This is a genomic window from Stenotrophomonas sp. YJH_SMC_82 (assembly GCF_059368875.1).
Map to the genome: position 1 here is coordinate 1460914 of NZ_JCAFSE010000001.1, position 16151 is coordinate 1477064.

The 16151-nt window shown below is 67.4% G+C and carries 12 protein-coding genes and 2 tRNA genes; 2 read left to right on the plus strand and 12 right to left on the minus strand.

Annotation, left to right across the window (positions count from 1 at the left end; genetic code table 11):
• Positions 1–89 precede the first annotated feature (89 nt).
• The 10 genes from pgaD to AC5P53_RS06595 all read right to left on the minus strand — a co-directional run bounded on the left by pgaD (position 90) and on the right by AC5P53_RS06595 (position 10779).
• Entirely contained in the window at positions 90–560 is a 471-nt protein-coding gene (pgaD, locus tag AC5P53_RS06550) for a poly-beta-1,6-N-acetyl-D-glucosamine biosynthesis protein PgaD (RefSeq protein WP_014647778.1), read from the minus strand.
• Complete coding sequence (gene pgaC, locus AC5P53_RS06555; protein WP_153643664.1) at positions 557–1807, minus strand: poly-beta-1,6-N-acetyl-D-glucosamine synthase; 1251 nt, start codon at positions 1805–1807, stop codon at positions 557–559. Before pgaC ends, pgaD begins: the two co-directional genes overlap by 4 nt.
• A gap of 7 nt (positions 1808–1814) precedes the next feature.
• On the minus strand, positions 1815–3701 hold the full coding sequence (pgaB, locus tag AC5P53_RS06560; protein ID WP_075076327.1) for a poly-beta-1,6-N-acetyl-D-glucosamine N-deacetylase PgaB: 1887 nt from the start codon (positions 3699–3701) through the stop codon (positions 1815–1817).
• A 1-nt stretch (position 3702) separates the two neighbouring features.
• Positions 3703–5730: a poly-beta-1,6 N-acetyl-D-glucosamine export porin PgaA gene (gene pgaA / locus AC5P53_RS06565; protein WP_032956114.1), complete on the minus strand. Its 2028-nt coding sequence runs from the start codon at positions 5728–5730 to the stop codon at positions 3703–3705.
• A 341-nt stretch (positions 5731–6071) separates the two neighbouring features.
• Positions 6072–7277 carry a CynX/NimT family MFS transporter gene (locus AC5P53_RS06570; protein ID WP_241887519.1) on the minus strand — a complete coding sequence of 402 codons (1206 nt, stop codon included), beginning with the start codon at positions 7275–7277 and terminating at the stop codon, positions 6072–6074.
• Positions 7278–7498: 221 nt separating this feature from the next.
• Positions 7499–7575, minus strand: a tRNA-Pro gene (locus tag AC5P53_RS06575).
• Positions 7576–7715: 140 nt separating this feature from the next.
• Positions 7716–7792 (minus strand) — tRNA-Pro (locus AC5P53_RS06580).
• 55 nt (positions 7793–7847) lie between these two features.
• Entirely contained in the window at positions 7848–7964 is a 117-nt protein-coding gene (cydX, locus tag AC5P53_RS06585; RefSeq protein WP_005410354.1) for a cytochrome bd-I oxidase subunit CydX, read from the minus strand.
• 58 nt (positions 7965–8022) lie between these two features.
• Positions 8023–9174, minus strand: a complete 1152-nt coding sequence (gene cydB / locus AC5P53_RS06590) for a cytochrome d ubiquinol oxidase subunit II (protein WP_014647773.1) — start codon at positions 9172–9174, stop codon at positions 8023–8025.
• 15 nt (positions 9175–9189) lie between these two features.
• Positions 9190–10779, minus strand: coding sequence for a cytochrome ubiquinol oxidase subunit I (locus AC5P53_RS06595; protein ID WP_005410352.1), 1590 nt, complete (start codon positions 10777–10779; stop codon positions 9190–9192).
• Between the two features lie 228 nt (positions 10780–11007).
• On the opposite strand from AC5P53_RS06595, the gene cydD reads away from it, so the two are divergent.
• Complete coding sequence (cydD, locus tag AC5P53_RS06600; RefSeq protein ID WP_111187912.1) at positions 11008–12753, plus strand: thiol reductant ABC exporter subunit CydD; 1746 nt, start codon at positions 11008–11010, stop codon at positions 12751–12753.
• Positions 12750–14429 carry a thiol reductant ABC exporter subunit CydC gene (cydC, locus tag AC5P53_RS06605; protein WP_241887521.1) on the plus strand — a complete coding sequence of 560 codons (1680 nt, stop codon included), beginning with the start codon at positions 12750–12752 and terminating at the stop codon, positions 14427–14429. Before cydD ends, cydC begins: the two co-directional genes overlap by 4 nt.
• 112 nt (positions 14430–14541) lie before the next feature.
• On the opposite strand, the gene AC5P53_RS06610 is transcribed toward cydC, so the two are convergent.
• Together AC5P53_RS06610 and metX are read right to left on the minus strand one after the other, a co-directional pair.
• The gene (locus tag AC5P53_RS06610; RefSeq protein ID WP_014647770.1) at positions 14542–14886 is read right to left on the minus strand and encodes a DUF1294 domain-containing protein; all 345 of its coding nucleotides are present in this window, start codon (positions 14884–14886) and stop codon (positions 14542–14544) included.
• Complete coding sequence (gene metX, locus AC5P53_RS06615) at positions 14887–15999, minus strand: homoserine O-acetyltransferase MetX (RefSeq protein ID WP_241887523.1); 1113 nt, start codon at positions 15997–15999, stop codon at positions 14887–14889.
• Between the last annotated feature and the right edge of the window lie 152 nt (positions 16000–16151).

A 16151-nucleotide genomic window follows, 5' to 3' on the forward strand; every position in this document is an offset into this window, starting at 1 on the left:
CACGCCGCGCGTAGATGCTCTTCGCGGCAAACCCCGGTGCCGACCAAGGTCGGCACCCACCAGGCCCAAGCGCCGACCCAGGTCGGCAGCTACACCACCTCGCGGCGGATGCCGACCGGCCGTGCGTGATCATCCATGTGCAGCGTGGCGGCCTTGCAGCCCATCAGGCGTTCGGCCAGCCCGGTGCTGGCGCCCAGATCGGCGGCCACTTCGTTGAGGCTGGCCAGGGGCCGCGGCAGGCGGCGTTCGCGGCCACGGAAGCGGGCGCGGTTGTACTCGGCCCAGGCGATCAGCAGCACGCTGGCGCACAGCAGCATCAATGGCAGCGCGACCAGCACGTACGGGTCGAACTGGTTCTGCCGTTCGTAGAGCTGCCGCCAGGCCAGCTGGCCACCGATCAACCACGAGAGCAGGGTCACCAGGGGGGCCCACAGATAGAAGTAGAAGCCCCAGAACGCCAGGGTGACGAAGCCCCAGGCCGTGCGCTGGAAGTGTGGCTGGCGATGCGGCTTGCGGATCATCCGCGAGTCGAAGCGGTTGGACGGGCGTTGCGCGTTCATCGGATCCCCCGGTCAGGGCTGGTCCAGGTGGCGCGCTTGCTGCCACGGCGCAGCAGCGTCTTGGGCAGCGCCACCAGGGTGGTGGAAAGGCTGATCAGCCAGTACGCCATCGGGTACCAGATGACCCAGAAGTAATTGCGTCCAATCTGTGTTTCGTAACGCCGGTCGATGATCAGGCTGCTGGCGAACTGCAGCAGGCAGACCAGCGCCAGGATCACGCCATGCCACTCCGGCAGCAGGCTGGCGATATGCAGCTGCGGCGGCAGCTCGATGAACTTGCCCAGTGCCCACAGCAGCACGATGAACAGCATCGTGTAGGCCCAGACCACGCTCAACACGTACTCCAGCAGCACGCCCCACATGCGCCGCTCTTTCCAGTGCAGCAGCGAGCGCGCGTGGCGCAGCATCACTTCCACGCCGCCCTGGGCCCAGCGCAGGCGCTGCCGCCAGAGGCCCTTGAGCGTCTCCGGCATCAGGATGAAGCACAGCGCATTGGGTTCGTAGCGGATGTCCCAGTGCGCGCGCTGCAGGCGCCAGCTGATGTCGATGTCCTCGGTCACCATGTCATCCGACCACCAGCCGACCTGGTGCAGGGCAGTGCGGCGGAAGCCGGCGATCACGCCGGAGATGGTGAAGATGCGGCCATACACGCGCTGTGCCCGCTTGATCATGCCGATGATCGAGGAGAATTCCGCCACCTGCAGGCGTCCGAGCAGGGTGGAGCGGTTGCGGATGCGCGGGTTGCCGGTGACCGCACCGACCCGGTTGCCACTGACCAGGTGCCAGACCATCCAGTGCAGTGCATGCTCTTCCAGCATCGCATCGCCATCGATGCACACCAGGTACTCCGAGCGTGCGGCCAGTGCGCCCATGCGCAGCGCATTGGCCTTGCCCAGGTTGCGGTCCAGGTGCAGCACGCGAAGCCGTGGATGCCTTGCCGCCAGCGCATCCAGCCGTGCGCCGGTGTCATCGCTGCTGCCATCGTCGATGGCGATCACTTCGTAATCGGCGGGGTAGCGCTGGGCCAGCGCCGCAGTGAGCGTGTCGTCCAAATTTTCTGCTTCGTTGTGGCAGGGCACCAGCAAGGTCGCGAAGGGAGGGGCGATCATCAAGGGCGGATCGTTGCGCGGACGTGAGTGACGCTCGCGCCGGAAGTAGTAGTACAGGCCACCGGACATCCAGAAGAACGCCATCACCATCGGGTAGTAGAAGGCGAACTGGAACAGGACCTGCAGCAGCGGATGCATGTCCACGTCACTTCTCCGGGTACGGGAAGTTGCCGGCGGACATTGCCGCGCGGGCATCGCGGGTGGAGGGCTGGTCGGCGATGAAGTCATCGGGGTACCAGGCGAAGTGGTGCACGCCCTGCGCCTGCAATTGGCGGATCTGCGCACGCAGGCGCCCGGCGGGAATCGGCTGCCCGCTGCGCCAATCGACGGTCTGCAGCTCGAACAGCGTGTGCTGAAGCTGCGGGTCGTGCGCGCGTACCGCGGCCAGCAACTGGTCGAGCCAGCGCTCGGGGTGCCTGCTGCCTTCCATCCACGGCATCGCCATCAGCGCCGTCTGGTCGTAGGCCTTGTTGAACAGGTCCAGGCGCTGCGCGAACCAGGCTTCGCTCTGCGGGCGGAGTACCGGCTCGGCATACAGGTTGCGCACCGTTGCCAGTTTCGGCCGCCAGCGCTGCGCGCTGTTGCGCAGGGCCAGGGTGAAGTCGATCAGTGCCTGGGTACGTGCGCTGCCATCTTCGCCGGCCGCCAGGGCGGGCAGCTCGGTGTCGCGCAGGTAGCCGTCGTCATGGAACAGCAGGCCTTCGAAGTAGGAATTGACCGCCAGGTCCTCGTAGATGTCGAGCATGATCTGCCTGGCCTTCGGGTTGGTGAAATCCAACCGGTACATGCCGTCGGCATCCCCATTGCGGATCGCCAGCACCTTGCGCTGCTCCGGGTCGGGCAGTTCGAAGCCGAGCACTGGCAACCACGCGTAGACCTTCACGCCCGCGCGGGATTTCAGCTGCCAGGCGACGCGGCTGAACAGGTCCGCCCGCATCGGCATGTGCCGGTTCGGGAAATACAGCGCATCGGCGGTGTTGTTGCCGTCCGGGTCGGCAAAGGCCTGCAGATAGACATGGGTCGGCGCGATGCGCTTGACCCGCTCGATCAATGCATCGAGATTGCGTGCCTGCTGCGCTGGATCCGGGTCATACATGTCATCCAGATCGATCTGCAGGGCGCGGATGCCATCGAGCGCCACGTCTCGGCGCAGTTCGTAGGCCAGGCCTTCCACGGTCGGGTTGTTGCTCACCAGCAATCGTGCCAGCCCGTGCAGGTCGCTGGCCACTGGCGTGCTACGGCCTTCCAGGTCGAACGAAACCGGCATGCCCAGCTGCTCGGCGATGTCGTTGCTCAACTGGTTGTACGCGGCATATGGCCAGACGATGGCGCGCGGGCGCACGCCCAGGTGCTGCTGGATGCGCTGCACGCTGCGCGAAAGATCAGTGCGCAGGCGCTGCTCATACTGTGTCCCGCTCTCGTAGCTGCGCGTGGCCGGGGTGTAGATGCGGGTGACCACGGCCGGCGTGGAGTTTCCCTGCGGATTGGCAAGCACGCCGTGGTGCAGGTCGTCGGTATGGCTGGCCACTTCGATCAGGCCACTGTCGTGCATCTGCTTCAGCTGCGCCCAGGTCACGAAGTCATCGTGGCCGAACGGGCGGTAGCCGTAGTCGATGGTGCGGCCCGGTGCCATGTCCACGTAATCGGTGATCACCGCCACCAGGGCCGGGTAGTGGTAGGCCTGCAGCAGCGGGAACGCCTTGTCGTAGACGCTGCGCAGGCCATCGTCGAAGGTCAGCAGCACCGGCTTGGGAGGCAGCGTGGCGCGGCCCTGCGAGGCCTCGATCAGCTGCGACAGCGAAACCGGGTGGTAGCCGTGCGCGCCCAGCCAGTCCAGGTGCGCGGCGAAGTTCTGCGTGCTCACCGCATAGGAATCGGCATCACCCTTGGCGGCCACCTTGTCGCGGATGTCGTGGTAGCTGAGGATCAGCAGGCCGTTGTCGATCGCATCAAGATGCAGGGGCTGCTGCGCGAACGCCGGTGGCACGCAGGCCAGCAGCAGGAGCACGATCAGTCGCAGGAAGCGGGCCATGTCAGTCTCCCCAGCGCAATGCGGCTTCGAAGCCGATATGGCGCTCGCGATGGCCGTCGTAGACCGGTCGTGACCACCGCACGCCATACTCGAACACGCGGCCAGGGCCCAGCTGCCACTCGTGCATGTAGGACACCGACGGCACCAACGCGCTGCCGAAGCCGTCCTGCCAGTAGTCGCCCAGCGAGACGGTCAGCCGGTGCCGGAAGTGGCGCTCGTAGTGCCGCCACAGCTGCTGGTCGATGCGCAGGCCGATCTCGACCATGCGGTCGCGCTTCGGGTTGAAGTAGGGCGCATCATCGCGGCTGCCGCGACTGGTGTAGGCACTGGCCAGGCCATCGACCAGCCAGCGTGGGCGGGTCAGCAGGCGCTGTTGGACGCTGGTGCCGAACAGCTCGCGGTGGTTGCCGTCGTCATAGCGGAAGCGGCTCGCGCCGAACGTCCAGTGGGTGAGCTCGCTGCGCCGGTAGTCCACCTGTGCGCTCACGCTGTCGGCGGTGATGCCGGCCGCGCGCGCCTGCATCGAGGCCTCCGGGTCATTGCGTGCGACCACCACGCCGGCGTGCCAGGAATCGTTGAACTGCCAGCCGACGCCGACGCGCAGGCCGGTGTCGCCGATGTGATCGTTGGCGCGCAGGACCGCCGCTTCCGCATCCAGCTGCCCGAAGCGGTAACGCACGCCCGCACCCAGCCACAGGGGATCGATGCGCTGGTCCTGGAAGTCGGTCACGCGACGGTCGGCGAGGGCGAACAACCGCCAGCGGTCATCAAGGACCGGCGTCTCCACGTCCACGCCGTAGTGGCGGTCGTTGTTGCCCAGGGGCGAAGTACCACCGCCCCCGGAGCTGCGGCCGATGTCGGTCCATGCCTTCAGCTGCCAGCCGCGATGCGCGCGCCAGGCCTGGTCCATGCGTTCGACTGCCGGCTGGGTGGGGTAGCGTGCGACCAGGTCATCGTGCAGCGGCCGCGCCAGGTCGTCGCGCTGCAGGGCGACATAGGCCTCTTCCATGCCCAGCCGCGGTTCGATGTCCCGCGGATCGAGCGCGTGTGCCATCTGCTGGCGCTGCAGCGCCCGGCGTGGCCAGCCGCGCATCATGTAGACGCTGCCCAGCGCACTCTGCAGCCCGCCGTTGCCGGGTGCGATCTCGACCATCGACTCCAGGTCGTGCTGCGCGGTGTGCAGGTCGCCGCTGTAGGCGCGCACCATCGCCAGGTTGAGATCGGCCTCGTAGCGCGACCAGTTCGCGTACGGCGACTTGCCGTTGCTCCAGCGCCACGCCGGCTCCTTGTCGCGCCATGCCTGCAGCAGGTCGATGGCTTTTTCCTGCTGCTCGCTTTCCAGGTAGGCGTAAGCCAGTTCCGAATGCGAGGCGTCGCGCGTCGGGTCGCCAGCGACGGCCGCCTGCAGCACCGGGATGGCTTCTTCAGGGTGCAGGGTGCCCATCAACGAATCGCCCACTGCGGGCAGCACGTAGTCGGGCAGGGTGTGGCCTTCGGCCTGCAGTGCCCGCGCTTCCTCGCGGACCTGTGCATGGCGGCCCAGCCGGTTGAGCAGGATCAGACGGTCCATGCGGATCCGCAGTGGTGCCTGCGAGGGCGGGGTGCCTTCGCCGCCGAGGTAGCGCTGCATGCGGGCCAGGGTCGATTCGGCTTCTTCCAGGCGGCTGTCCTCGCTGCTGCTGTAGGCCAGGCTCCAGACCACCAGCTTGGCCAGGTAGTCGCCCTCCAGGCGCTGTTTCTGCGCAGCGTCGAACAGTTGCGGGCGCTGCTGGTACAGCTCCCACGCACGCCAGGCGTTGCCGATGTCGCCCAGCGTCAATACGCGCAGCTTGAACAGCAGGTCGTCGTTGGGTTGCTGTTGGCTGGCGCGCTCGATCGCGCCCAGGGCGTCCAGCCAACGCGCCTGGTCTCGATAGCGGCCGATCTCGGCCAACGCTGCTTCGCGGTCGGGCGGGGCAGCGCTGCTGGCCCAGGCCAGGGCGGTGCAGGCGAGGCCGACGCAGAGCGCCAGCCGGCGGTGGACAACCATTGGGGACCCCCTTGGCTTCCGAACCAGACAACCTGAAAAATGTGACGCACATCACATGCCAGCTTTTGGCGTGGCCGTGGCCCGCGTCACTCCCTTCGTGCATTCCCGCCCAGCGAAGACGGATACAACCCGGACAGCGACCTGCGATGTCTTGTCTGAAACGAAGTCCCCCGCACACCGAGTGGTGGCCCGGGCGGCGCTGCCGCCCCCATGCCCGATGCCGGCACGCGGCAAGGATGGGCATTCGTGGGCACTATCCGCCCGGAATTGTCAGCCCGGCGTCAAAATGCGCAGACGGGCTGACGAATGGTAGGTGGGCCCGGTTGCGGGCCCCACGTGGCTTACCAGAGATCTTCCAGCTTGCGCGGCTTGCAGGCCACCCACGAGGCGCACAGCATCAGGGCGGCGCAGCCGAACAGGAAGCTGAACGGGAGGGTCCAGCCGTCGCTGACCGTGTGCAGCCAGCCGACCAGGAACGGGCCCAGGCAGCTGAAGCTGTAGCCCACGCCCTGCATGAAGCCGGACAGCGCCGCCGAGCCGGTCGGGGTGCGGGTGCGCAGGTTGATCAGGGTCAGTGCCAGCGGGAAGGTGGATGGGCCGACGCCGAGCAGGCAGGCCCACAGCAGGGGGGCCTTCATCGGTGCCAGCAGCAGGCCGGTGAAGGCGATCACGAACGAGAAAAAGCCGATCAGCACCAGCGGGAACGGGTTCTGCATGCGCACCGCCATCGACGGAATGACCAGCGATGGCAGCAGGCCCAGCGCCGAGAACACGGCGACCATCACGCCACCGAACGCGGGCGTGCCACCGGCCTCGACCACGATGCGCGGCAGCCAGGTGAACATCGAGTAGGTCATCAGCGAGGTCATGCCGAACATCAGCGTCATGCTCCAGCCCAGTGACGTGCGCCAGACCTTGCCGTGCGGCTGCGCGGTCGGATCGGACACGTCGGACTGCGGCTTCGGCGCGCGCGTGGCCAGCACCAGCCACGGCAGTGCGGCAGCCAGCGCCAGCAGCGCCCACATGCCCAGCGACACGCGCCAGCCTGCGGCGTTGGCCACCGGCACCGCCAGCAGTGCCGGCAGCATCGTGCCCAGCTGCAGCACGCTGATGTAGAGCGTGCTCATGGTGCCGACCTTGTTGGCGAAATAGCGCTTCACCAGCGGCGGCACCACCACGTTGCCGATGCCCATGCCGGCCAGTGCCACCACCGAACCCAACAGCAGCGTGCCGACGTTGCCGGCGCTGGAACGCAGCAGCAGGCCGGCCATCGCCATCACCATCGCCAGCAGCGTGGTGCGCTCCAGCCCGAGGCGCCGCGCCAGTGCCGGCGTGGCCACGCCGAACAGTGCGAACGACGCGGTCGGCAGCATGCCCAGCACGCCGGTCATGATGGTACCGAAACCGAACTGCTGGCCGAGCACGTCCAGCAGCGGAGTGATCGAGGTGACCGCGGTGCGCAGGTTGATCGCTGCCAGCAGGATCGCGGCGAATGCGAGGACGCGGCCGTGCAGCAGCGACGGCGAATCGGAAGGGGAGGAACTCATCGGTGGTCCTTGCAGGTGTCGCACGCCGGGGCAATGGCATGCAGCGCCGGCATCGGTCTACGCCGAAGCGGCAGGTGGGGGAGGGGCTGCTGGCGGGCCGGCAGCGCGGCCATTGTACGTGCGGGCTCCGGCAAGGTCCCGTCATGCGGGCGGGCAGGTGCCTGATACAAAAAAACCCGGAGGACAGTGATGTCTTCCAGGCTTCTTGGTGACCACCGAAGTGGTCGGGGAGACAGGATTCGAACCTGCGACCTCTACGTCCCGAACGTAGCGCTCTACCAGACTGAGCTACACCCCGAAGGGAGCCGCCTATTCTAGCGATTCACCCCGATGGCGGCAAGGGGTGAATGCTGTTTTCTTCACACTGCCGAAGCAGTGCCACTTCAGGGAACAAAAAAGCCTGGACGACTTCACCAGGCTTCAATGCGACCACCGAAGTGGTCGGGGAGACAGGATTCGAACCTGCGACCTCTACGTCCCGAACGTAGCGCTCTACCAGACTGAGCTACACCCCGAAGGAGCCGCCTAAGATACCGTGTGAAGGCCAAGGCGGCAAGGTTTTTTTACAGCTCAGCGACGATTTTCTTTCTCGATGCGGTTCTGCTCGCGGGCTTCGAACCACATGCCGTTGAGGATGGCCACCGTCGAGGCGAGGCCGGCACCGAGAATCCAGGCGAAATACCACATGATCAGTCTCCTTCATTCCGGGTAGGTGCCGACCGTTGGTCGGCACACGTGCAAGCAATCAATACGCGTTCGGGTTGTTGCCCATCTCTTCGGTGGTGGTCTTGCCCTTCAGCACGCGGTACACCCAGGTGGTGTAGGCGAGGATGATCGGCAGGAACACCGCCGTGGCCAGCAGCATGATCCACAGGGTCAGGTGGCTGGACGAGGCATCCCACACGGTCAGGCTGGAGGTGGGCTGGCTCGAGGACGGCAGCAGGAACGGGAAGATGGCGAAGCCGACGGTCAGGATGATGCCGGCGATGGCCGCACCGGAGGCAATGAAGGCCAGGCCGCCGCGGCGGGCACGCAGCAGCACCGCACTGGCGAGCAGGCCGGCCAGGCCGAGCAGCGGGGCCAGGATCGTGGCCGGCATCGTGCTGTAGTTGCGCATCCAGCCACCGGCGGCGCCGAGTTCGGCGGTCTTCAGCAGCGGATTGGTGGCGCCGTCGGTGACCACCTGCGAAGTGATCTGGTAACCCGGCAGGCCGAAGGCCACCCAGGCGCCGCCGACCGCAAAGAGCACGAAAGCGATGATCGCGGCGATGCTGCCGAAGCGGGCCGCACGCTCGGCCACCGGGCCGTCGGTCTTCAGCACCAGCATGGCGGCACCGTGGGCGACCAGCATCGACACGCTGAGCAGGCCGGCCAGCAGTGCGAAGGGCATCAGCAGGCCGAAGAACGAGCCGGTGTAGAAGATGCGCATGCTGTCATCGAAGTGGAACGGCACGCCCAGCACCACGTTGCCCACCGCCACGCCCATGATCAGCGCCGGTATGAAGCCACCGATGAACAGCGCCCAGTCCCAGGTGTTGCGCCAGCGCTCGCTGGGCATCTTGCTGCGGAACTTGAAGCCGACCGGACGCAGGATCAGGGCGAACAGGATCACGAACATCGCCAGGTAGAACCCGGAGAAGCTGACCGCGTAGAGCGGCGGCCAGGCGGCGAAGATCGCGCCGCCGCCCAGGATCAGCCACACCTGGTTGCCTTCCCAGACCGGACCAATGGTATTGATCACCAGCCGGCGCTCAGCGTCGTTGCGGGCGACGAAGGGCAGCAGGGTGCCCACGCCCAGGTCGAAACCATCCATCACGGCGAAACCGATCAGCAGGATGCCGAGCAGCAGCCACCAGATCACGCGCAGCGTGGTGTAGTCCAGAAGAATGAAATCCATCTTGGTTCTCCTGCCTCAGGCCTGGCCGGCGGCCGGCGCCGAGGCATTGTGGGAAGCATGCGGCTGGGGCGACTGCAGCGACGGCAGCACCTCGTCCGGACCCTTGCGGATCGCCTTGAGCATCAGCTTGATCTCGACCACGATCAGCGCGGTGTAGATGGCAGTGAAGCCGGCCAGGGTCAGCACGATTTCATGCAGGGCCAGGCCCGACGCCGCATAGAAGGTCGGCAGCACGCCATCGACCGCCCACGGCTGGCGACCATACTCGGCCACGAACCAGCCGCACTCGATCGCGATCCACGGTGCCGGCAGCGTCCACAGGGCCAGCTTGAGGAACCAGCGCTTGTCCTGGAAGTTGTTGCGGCACGAGTAGTAGAAGGCCAGCGCGAAGAAGGCGATCAGGTAGAAGCCCAGGCCGGCCATCACGCGGAAGGTCCAGAACAACGGCATCACGCGCGGCACCGTGTCCATCGCCGCCTGCGAGATCTCCTGCGGGGTGGCGTTGAGGATGTCATCGCGATAGCGCTTGAGCAGCAGGCCGTGGCCCAGGTCCTGCCAGTGGCGGTCGAACATCTCGCGCGCTTCAACGTCGTTCTTGTTGGCGCGCAGGCGTTCCAATGCACCGTAGGCCAGCTGGCCGCCACGCACGCGGTGTTCGGCGCGCTCGACCAGTTCCAGGATGCCGGGAATCGGCTGGTTCAACGAGCGGGTGGCGATCAGGCCCATCAGGTAGGGGATCTTCACCGCGTAGTCGTTCTGGTGAGTCTCCTGGTTGGGGATGCCGAAGGCGGTGAAGTCGGCCGGCGCACGCTCGGTCTCCCACATCGCCTCGATCGCGGCCAGCTTCATCTTCTGGTGTTCGCTGGCGGCGTAACCGCTCTCGTCACCCAGCACGACCACCGACAGCGATGACAGCAGGCCGAACGCCGCGGCCACCGCAAACGAACGACGGGCCAGGTCCTTGTGCTTGTTGCGCAGCAGGAACAGGGCGCTGATCGCCATCACGAACACCGCACCGGTCACGTAGCCGGCGCTGACGGTGTGCACGAACTTGGCCTGCGCCACCGGGTTGAACACCACCGCCATGAAGTCGACCACTTCCATGCGCATGGTTTCCGGGTTGAACACCGCACCGGTCGGGTTCTGCATCCAGCCATTGGCCACCAGGATCCAGATCGCCGACAGGTTGGTCCCCAGCGCCATCAGCCAGGTCACCATCAGGTGCTTGACCTTGCTCAGGCGGTTCCAGCCGAAGAAGAACAGGCCGACGAAGGTCGCTTCCAGGAAGAACGCCATCAGGCCTTCGATCGCCAGTGGCGCACCGAAGATGTCACCCACGTAGTGGCTGTAGTAGGACCAGTTCATGCCGAACTGGAATTCCATGACGATGCCGGTGGCAACGCCCATGGCGAAGTTGATGCCGAACAGGACGCCCCAGAACAGGGTCATCCTGCGCCAGATCTCCTTGCCGGTCATCACGTACACGCTCTCCATGATGGCCACCATGAAGGACAGGCCGAGGGTGAGCGGTACGAATAGGAAGTGGTACATCGCGGTCAGCGCGAATTGCAGCCGCGACAGTTCTACGACTGTCTGATCAATCATGGCCTGGCTACCTCGTTGGATAGTGCCGTTGCAGGTGGCGGGAAGGGTGGTCTACGACGTGAATGATGTGACCGACTACTTCAAACAGCCTTGATCCAGATCAATGTATGAACAGGTGCCCCGGTTGATCGTATGCCAACCTGATGAAGACTGCGACCGCCGGCCGCAGGGGCGGGCTATTGCCTGCGCCTACAATGCCGTGTCTCCCCCGCTGCCCGTGAAGACCTCTTGAGCGCTGCCGAAACGACCCCTGACGGCCTGTCCCCGGAAGCTGAAACCGCCCGCCAGCGGCGTGTGCGCACGGCCTGGCTGGCCGACCTGGCACGCTCCGCCCGGGGCCGCCAGCGCTTGGCCGCGCTGTGCATCAGCCTGTCCGGCGCGCTGTTGATCGGCCAGGCTGCCGCCATCGCCTGGCTGGTGCAGCAGGTGCTGGTGGAGCGCGTGCCGCTGGCCTCTGGCCTGCCGGTGCTGGCGGGATTGGCGGTGATCCTGGTGCTGCGCACCCTGCTGGGCAGCGCCACCCAGGCCGCCGCCGGTGACGTGGCCGACGCCGCCCGGCTGGCACTGCGCGAACGCGTGTTCGCGCGCCTGCTGGGCCAGGGCCCGCTCTGGCTGCGGCAGCGCCGCACCGGTGAACTGGGCGAACTGATGCTGCATCACGGTGATGCGATCGAGAGCTATTACAGCGGCTTCCTGCCGGTGCGCACCGAAGTGGTGGTGGTGCCGCTGCTGATCCTGGCCGCTGTCGCCTGGGTGGACTGGGTGGTGGCGCTGATCCTGCTGTTCACCGCGCCGCTGGTGCCGTTCTTCATGATGCTGGTGGGCTGGGGCGCTGAAGCCGCCGGGCGCGCGCAGCTGGGCGAGCTGGCGCGCATGAGCGGCCATTTCGCCGACCGCATCAAGGGCCTGGGCCTGCTGCGCCTGTATGGCCGCGGCGAAGCCGAACTGGCCGGCATCGAGGCCGCCGCCGAAGGCGTGCGCGTGCGCACCCTGAAGGTGCTGCGCATCGCCTTCCTGTCGTCCACCGTGCTGGAATTCTTCGCCTCGGTGAGCGTGGCGATGGTGGCGCTGTACCTGGGGCTGAGCTATCTGGGCATGATGTCGCTGCATGCAGCGGTGCCGACGCTGGGTGCGGGCCTGTTCTGCCTGCTGCTGGCGCCGGAGTTCTATGCGCCGCTGCGACGGCTGGCTGCGCACTACCATGATCGCGCCAATGCACTGGCCGCCGCCGCCGAAGTGGAGCGCCTGCTGCAGTCGCTGCCGGACGAGCAGGGCCTGATCGAGAACGAGGTTGCGCCGCTGGCGGTGGAGCCGGCCGAGGCCGCCTTGCCGCCACTGCAGGCGCAAGGACTGGTACTGCGCCCGTTGGGGGCGCCGCAGGATGTGCTGCGGGATCTGGACCTGCTGCTGGAGCCGGGCCAGCGCCTGGCCTTGGTCGGTCCCAGCGGGTCCGGCAAAAGCACGCTGCTGGAGGCGCTGGCCGGTTGGTTGCCGCCGCGTGCCGGCAAGCTGCAGCTGCGCCCCGGCGTGCAGGTGGCCTATGCCAGCCAGCGACCGTACCTGTTCCATGGCAGCATTGCCGACAACCTGCGCCTGGCCGATCCCGGCGCCAGCGATGCGCGCCTGCGCGCGGTGGCCGAGGCCTCGCAGGTACTGCAGTTCGCACAGCGCCTGCCGCAGGGGCTGGATACGGTGATCGGCGAGCGTGGTTTCGGCCTGTCCGGTGGCGAAGCGCGCCGCATTGGCCTGGCCCGCCTGCTGCTGCGTGACCCGCAGGTGCTGCTGCTGGACGAACCCACCGCGTTCCTCGATGCCGATACCGAGGCGGCGCTGCTGCGCAGCCTGGCCGCGTATGCGCGCGGGCGCAGCGTAGTGGTCGCCACCCACAGCCCGGCGGTGATCGCCTGGGCCGATCGTTGCCTGCTGTTGCCGGAAGGCCGCCTGGTCGAGCCGGCACAGGCGGTGCGCGCATGAGCCGTTCGCCTGATTCGCTGCGCGCGATATTCCTGCGGCACCGGCCGCGCCTGTTGCTGACCCTGCTGCTGCTGTGGACCACGATGCTGGCCGGCACGGCGCTGCTGGGCCTGTCCGGTGGTTTCCTCACGGCGGCCGCGCTGGCCGGTGCGGCCGGCCTCGGCCAGGGCTTCAACTTCTTCTCACCCTCGGCCGGCATCCGTGGCCTGACCATGGCGCGCATCGTGTCGCGCTACTTCGAAAAGCTGGTCGGCCACGATGCCACGCTGCGCATCGCCCGCGACCTGCGCGTGTGGTTCTTCCGCCGTGCGCTGCCACTGGCGCCGGCACGATTGGGCGCCACGCGCACCGGCGAGCTGCTGGCGCGGCTGCTGGGGGACATCGGCGAAGTGGATGGGCTGCTGGTGCGTGCGATCGGGCCGCTGGTGGCGCTGGGCGCGCTGTCGCTGGTGGCGGTTGCCTCGGCAGCGCTGATCCTGCCCTCGGCGGCGGTACTGCTGGCGGTGCTGGCGCTGCTGATCGCCTTCGGCGTGCCGTGGCTGGGCGTGCGTGGCCATGACGACGAAGAGGCCGATCGTGCCGCGCACCGCGCGGCGTTGCGCACCGCTGCATTCGAAGGGCTGGAGGGGGCCGGTGACCTGGCTGCGCTGCATGCCGATGCGGCTTGGCAGCTGAAGGTACGCGTGGCCGCCAAGCAGCTGGCCTCGCGTGATCGTCGTCGGCGTTGGCGCCTGATCGCGGCCTCGACCCTGCACGGCCTGGTGGCGGGGCTGGGCCTGGTGGCGATGCTGGCGTTGGCCCTGCACGCCGCCGAACAGCAGCACATCGCGCCGGAAATGGCCGCGGGCCTCGTCTTCCTGACCGTGGCGCTGATCGAACTTTGGGCCGGCATGGGCCTGGCCTGGCAGTCGCTGCAGTCCGGGCGCATTGCTGCTGACCGCCTGCAGGCCATCGTCGAACAACCGCCGACGGTGGAGGATCCGCAGACGCCGCAGCCGGTACCCCAGGCGGCGCGCGTGCATTGGGATGACGTGCACTTCCAGTGGCCAGGTGCCGCGCGGCCGGTGTTGTCCGGCCTGCAGCTGACCCTGGCGCCGGGAGAACGCATCGCGATCCGTGGCGACAGCGGCAGTGGCAAGACCACGCTGTCCAGCCTGCTGCTGCGGTTGTGGGATCCGCAACAGGGGCGAATCACCTATGGCGGACGCGACCTGCGCAACGTCGCCCAGGCCGAGTGGCACCGCCAGCTGGCCTGGCTTCCGCAGAACGCACCGGTGTTTGCCGGTACCGTGGCCGAGAACCTGCGGCTGGGGGATCCCGACGCCCGTGATGCCGCGTTGTGGGCGGTCCTGCGTCGCGTGCGCCTGGGGGACTGGGCCGAGCGCAACGGTGGCCTGCAGGCCTGGGTGGGCGAGAACGGCGCGACGATGTCGGCCGGCCAGGCGCGGCGGTTGGCACTGGCGCGCGCGCTGCTGCGCAATGCGCCGATCCTGCTGCTGGACGAACCCACCGAAGGCCTGGACGTGGATACCGCACGTGCGCTGTTGCAGGACCTTTCCGGGTTGCTGGACGGGCGCAGCCTGCTGATGATCACCCACGACGACCTGCCCGAAGGCGTGGTCGACGCGCAGTACCGGTTGCGCGATGGGGTGTTGGAGCGCGAAGTGCTTCGGTAGATGCCGACCTTGGTCGGCACATCCACGCATGGCGTGGATCTACTGTAGAGCCGAGCCCATGCTCGGCTCCGGAAGCAAGCCAGCCGAGCATGGGCTCGGCTCTACAGGCCGGTCAATGGGAGAACTCGCGCAGCATCACCGCGATCGAGGCCACGTTGGCCAGCACGCACAGCCAGAACACCCACTGGAATGCGGCTTTGCGATGCTTGTGGCGGAACAGCGCCTGGCCCAGCAGCGCGCCGGGCCAGCCTCCGGCGAAGGCCAGCAGCTGCAGGGTGCGCTCGGGAATGCGCCATCGCTTTCGCTGCGCCGCGCGCTTGTCATGGCCATAGAGACCGAACGACACCGCACTGGCCAGCAGGCACCAGCCACCCAGCCACAACGGCAGCACACCGCTGATCATCAAGGCGGTCAGCGCGCCGAAGGCGGCCAGCGCGAGGTTACGCCGCCACGCCACTTACAGCGCGTCGAGGAAGCCGCGCACGGCCGGACCGAAACGCTCGAAATCGACGAGGAAGGCATCATGGCCCTGTGGCGATTCCAGGCCGATGAAGCGCGCATCGGCACCGCCGGCACGCAGGCCGTCGGCGACCTGTTGCTGCTGCTGCACCGGGAACAGGATGTCGGTGTTGGCACCGATGGCCAGTGCCTTCTCCACCCGGATCTTCGCCAGCCCGGCCAGCACGTCGCCGTCGGCGTACTCGGCCAGGTCGAACCAGTCCATCGAACGGCTCAGGTACAGATAGCAGTTGGGATCGAAGAAACGCACGAAGCGCCGTGCGTGGCCTTCCAGATAGCTTTCCACCTGGAATTCCAGCCCGAACGGATCGTCGTCGGCCTGGTCCGAATCCAGCCGCACGCGGCCGAAGCGGCCATCCCATTCCAGTGCCGAGCGGTAGGTAATCACGCCCAGCTTGCGCGCCATGCGCATGCCGGACTCGGGGTACTCGGCATCGTCGTAGTGGCCGCCATTCCAGCGCGGGTCGAGACGGATGGCCTCGCGCTGCAGCGAGCGGATCGCGATCGAGAACGGCAGCGCCTGCGCACTGCCGGAAATGTTGACGTGGCTGCGCGCGATGCCCGGGTGCAGCATCAGCACGGCCAGCGCGGTCATCCCGCCCATGGAATTGCCGACCACGCAGGCCAGCTGCGCGATGCCCAGCGCACGCACGACTTCGATCGCGGCGCGAGCGCCGTCTTCGATCGACAGCTCGGGGAAGTCCAGGCGGTAGGGCTCAGCGCTGGCCGGGTTGATCGAGGCGGGGCCGGTCGATCCCTTGCAGCTGCCCAGCGAATTCACGCAGACCACGAACCAGCGGCGGGTATCGATGGGTTTGCCGGGGCCAACCATCGCTTCCCACCAGCCCGGCGCAGGATTGGCCTCGTTGGCCGCCGCATGCGCATCCGGCGACAGGCCGGTCACGATCAGGATCGCATTGCCGGCGTCGGCGGCCAGCGTGCCCCAAGTTTCGTAGGCCACGCGTGCGCCGTGCAGGGTGCCACCGCGCTTGAACGGGAACGGCGAGGGCAGGGCGTGGAAGCGGGTGCCGGGCGGGATGAATTCGGTCATGCAGTCATTCTAGCGGGGCTGCATGTGGAGCTGGCGACACGCTGGTTTCCATGGATGGATGGACGCGGACCGGACCGTCGCATCCACGCATGGCGTGGATCTACTGTAGAGCCGAGCCCATGCTCGGCTGCGGTTGAGTTGCCGGCGCCGGG

What these genes read in the sequence shown, in the direction of transcription:
- pgaD (WP_014647778.1), bottom strand. Translation starts at nt 560, where the DNA reads ATGAACGCGCAACGCCCGTCCAACCGCTTCGACTCGCGGATGATCCGC.
- pgaC (WP_153643664.1), bottom strand. Translation starts at nt 1,807, where the DNA reads ATGCATCCGCTGCTGCAGGTCCTGTTCCAGTTCGCCTTCTACTACCCG.
- pgaB (WP_075076327.1), bottom strand. Translation starts at nt 3,701, where the DNA reads ATGGCCCGCTTCCTGCGACTGATCGTGCTCCTGCTGCTGGCCTGCGTG.
- pgaA (WP_032956114.1), bottom strand. Translation starts at nt 5,730, where the DNA reads ATGGTTGTCCACCGCCGGCTGGCGCTCTGCGTCGGCCTCGCCTGCACC.
- AC5P53_RS06570 (WP_241887519.1), bottom strand. Translation starts at nt 7,277, where the DNA reads ATGAGTTCCTCCCCTTCCGATTCGCCGTCGCTGCTGCACGGCCGCGTC.
- cydX (WP_005410354.1), bottom strand. Translation starts at nt 7,964, where the DNA reads ATGTGGTATTTCGCCTGGATTCTCGGTGCCGGCCTCGCCTCGACGGTG.
- cydB (WP_014647773.1), bottom strand. Translation starts at nt 9,174, where the DNA reads ATGGATTTCATTCTTCTGGACTACACCACGCTGCGCGTGATCTGGTGG.
- AC5P53_RS06595 (WP_005410352.1), bottom strand. Translation starts at nt 10,779, where the DNA reads ATGATTGATCAGACAGTCGTAGAACTGTCGCGGCTGCAATTCGCGCTG.
- cydC (WP_241887521.1), top strand. Translation starts at nt 12,750, where the DNA reads ATGAGCCGTTCGCCTGATTCGCTGCGCGCGATATTCCTGCGGCACCGG.
- metX (WP_241887523.1), bottom strand. Translation starts at nt 15,999, where the DNA reads ATGACCGAATTCATCCCGCCCGGCACCCGCTTCCACGCCCTGCCCTCG.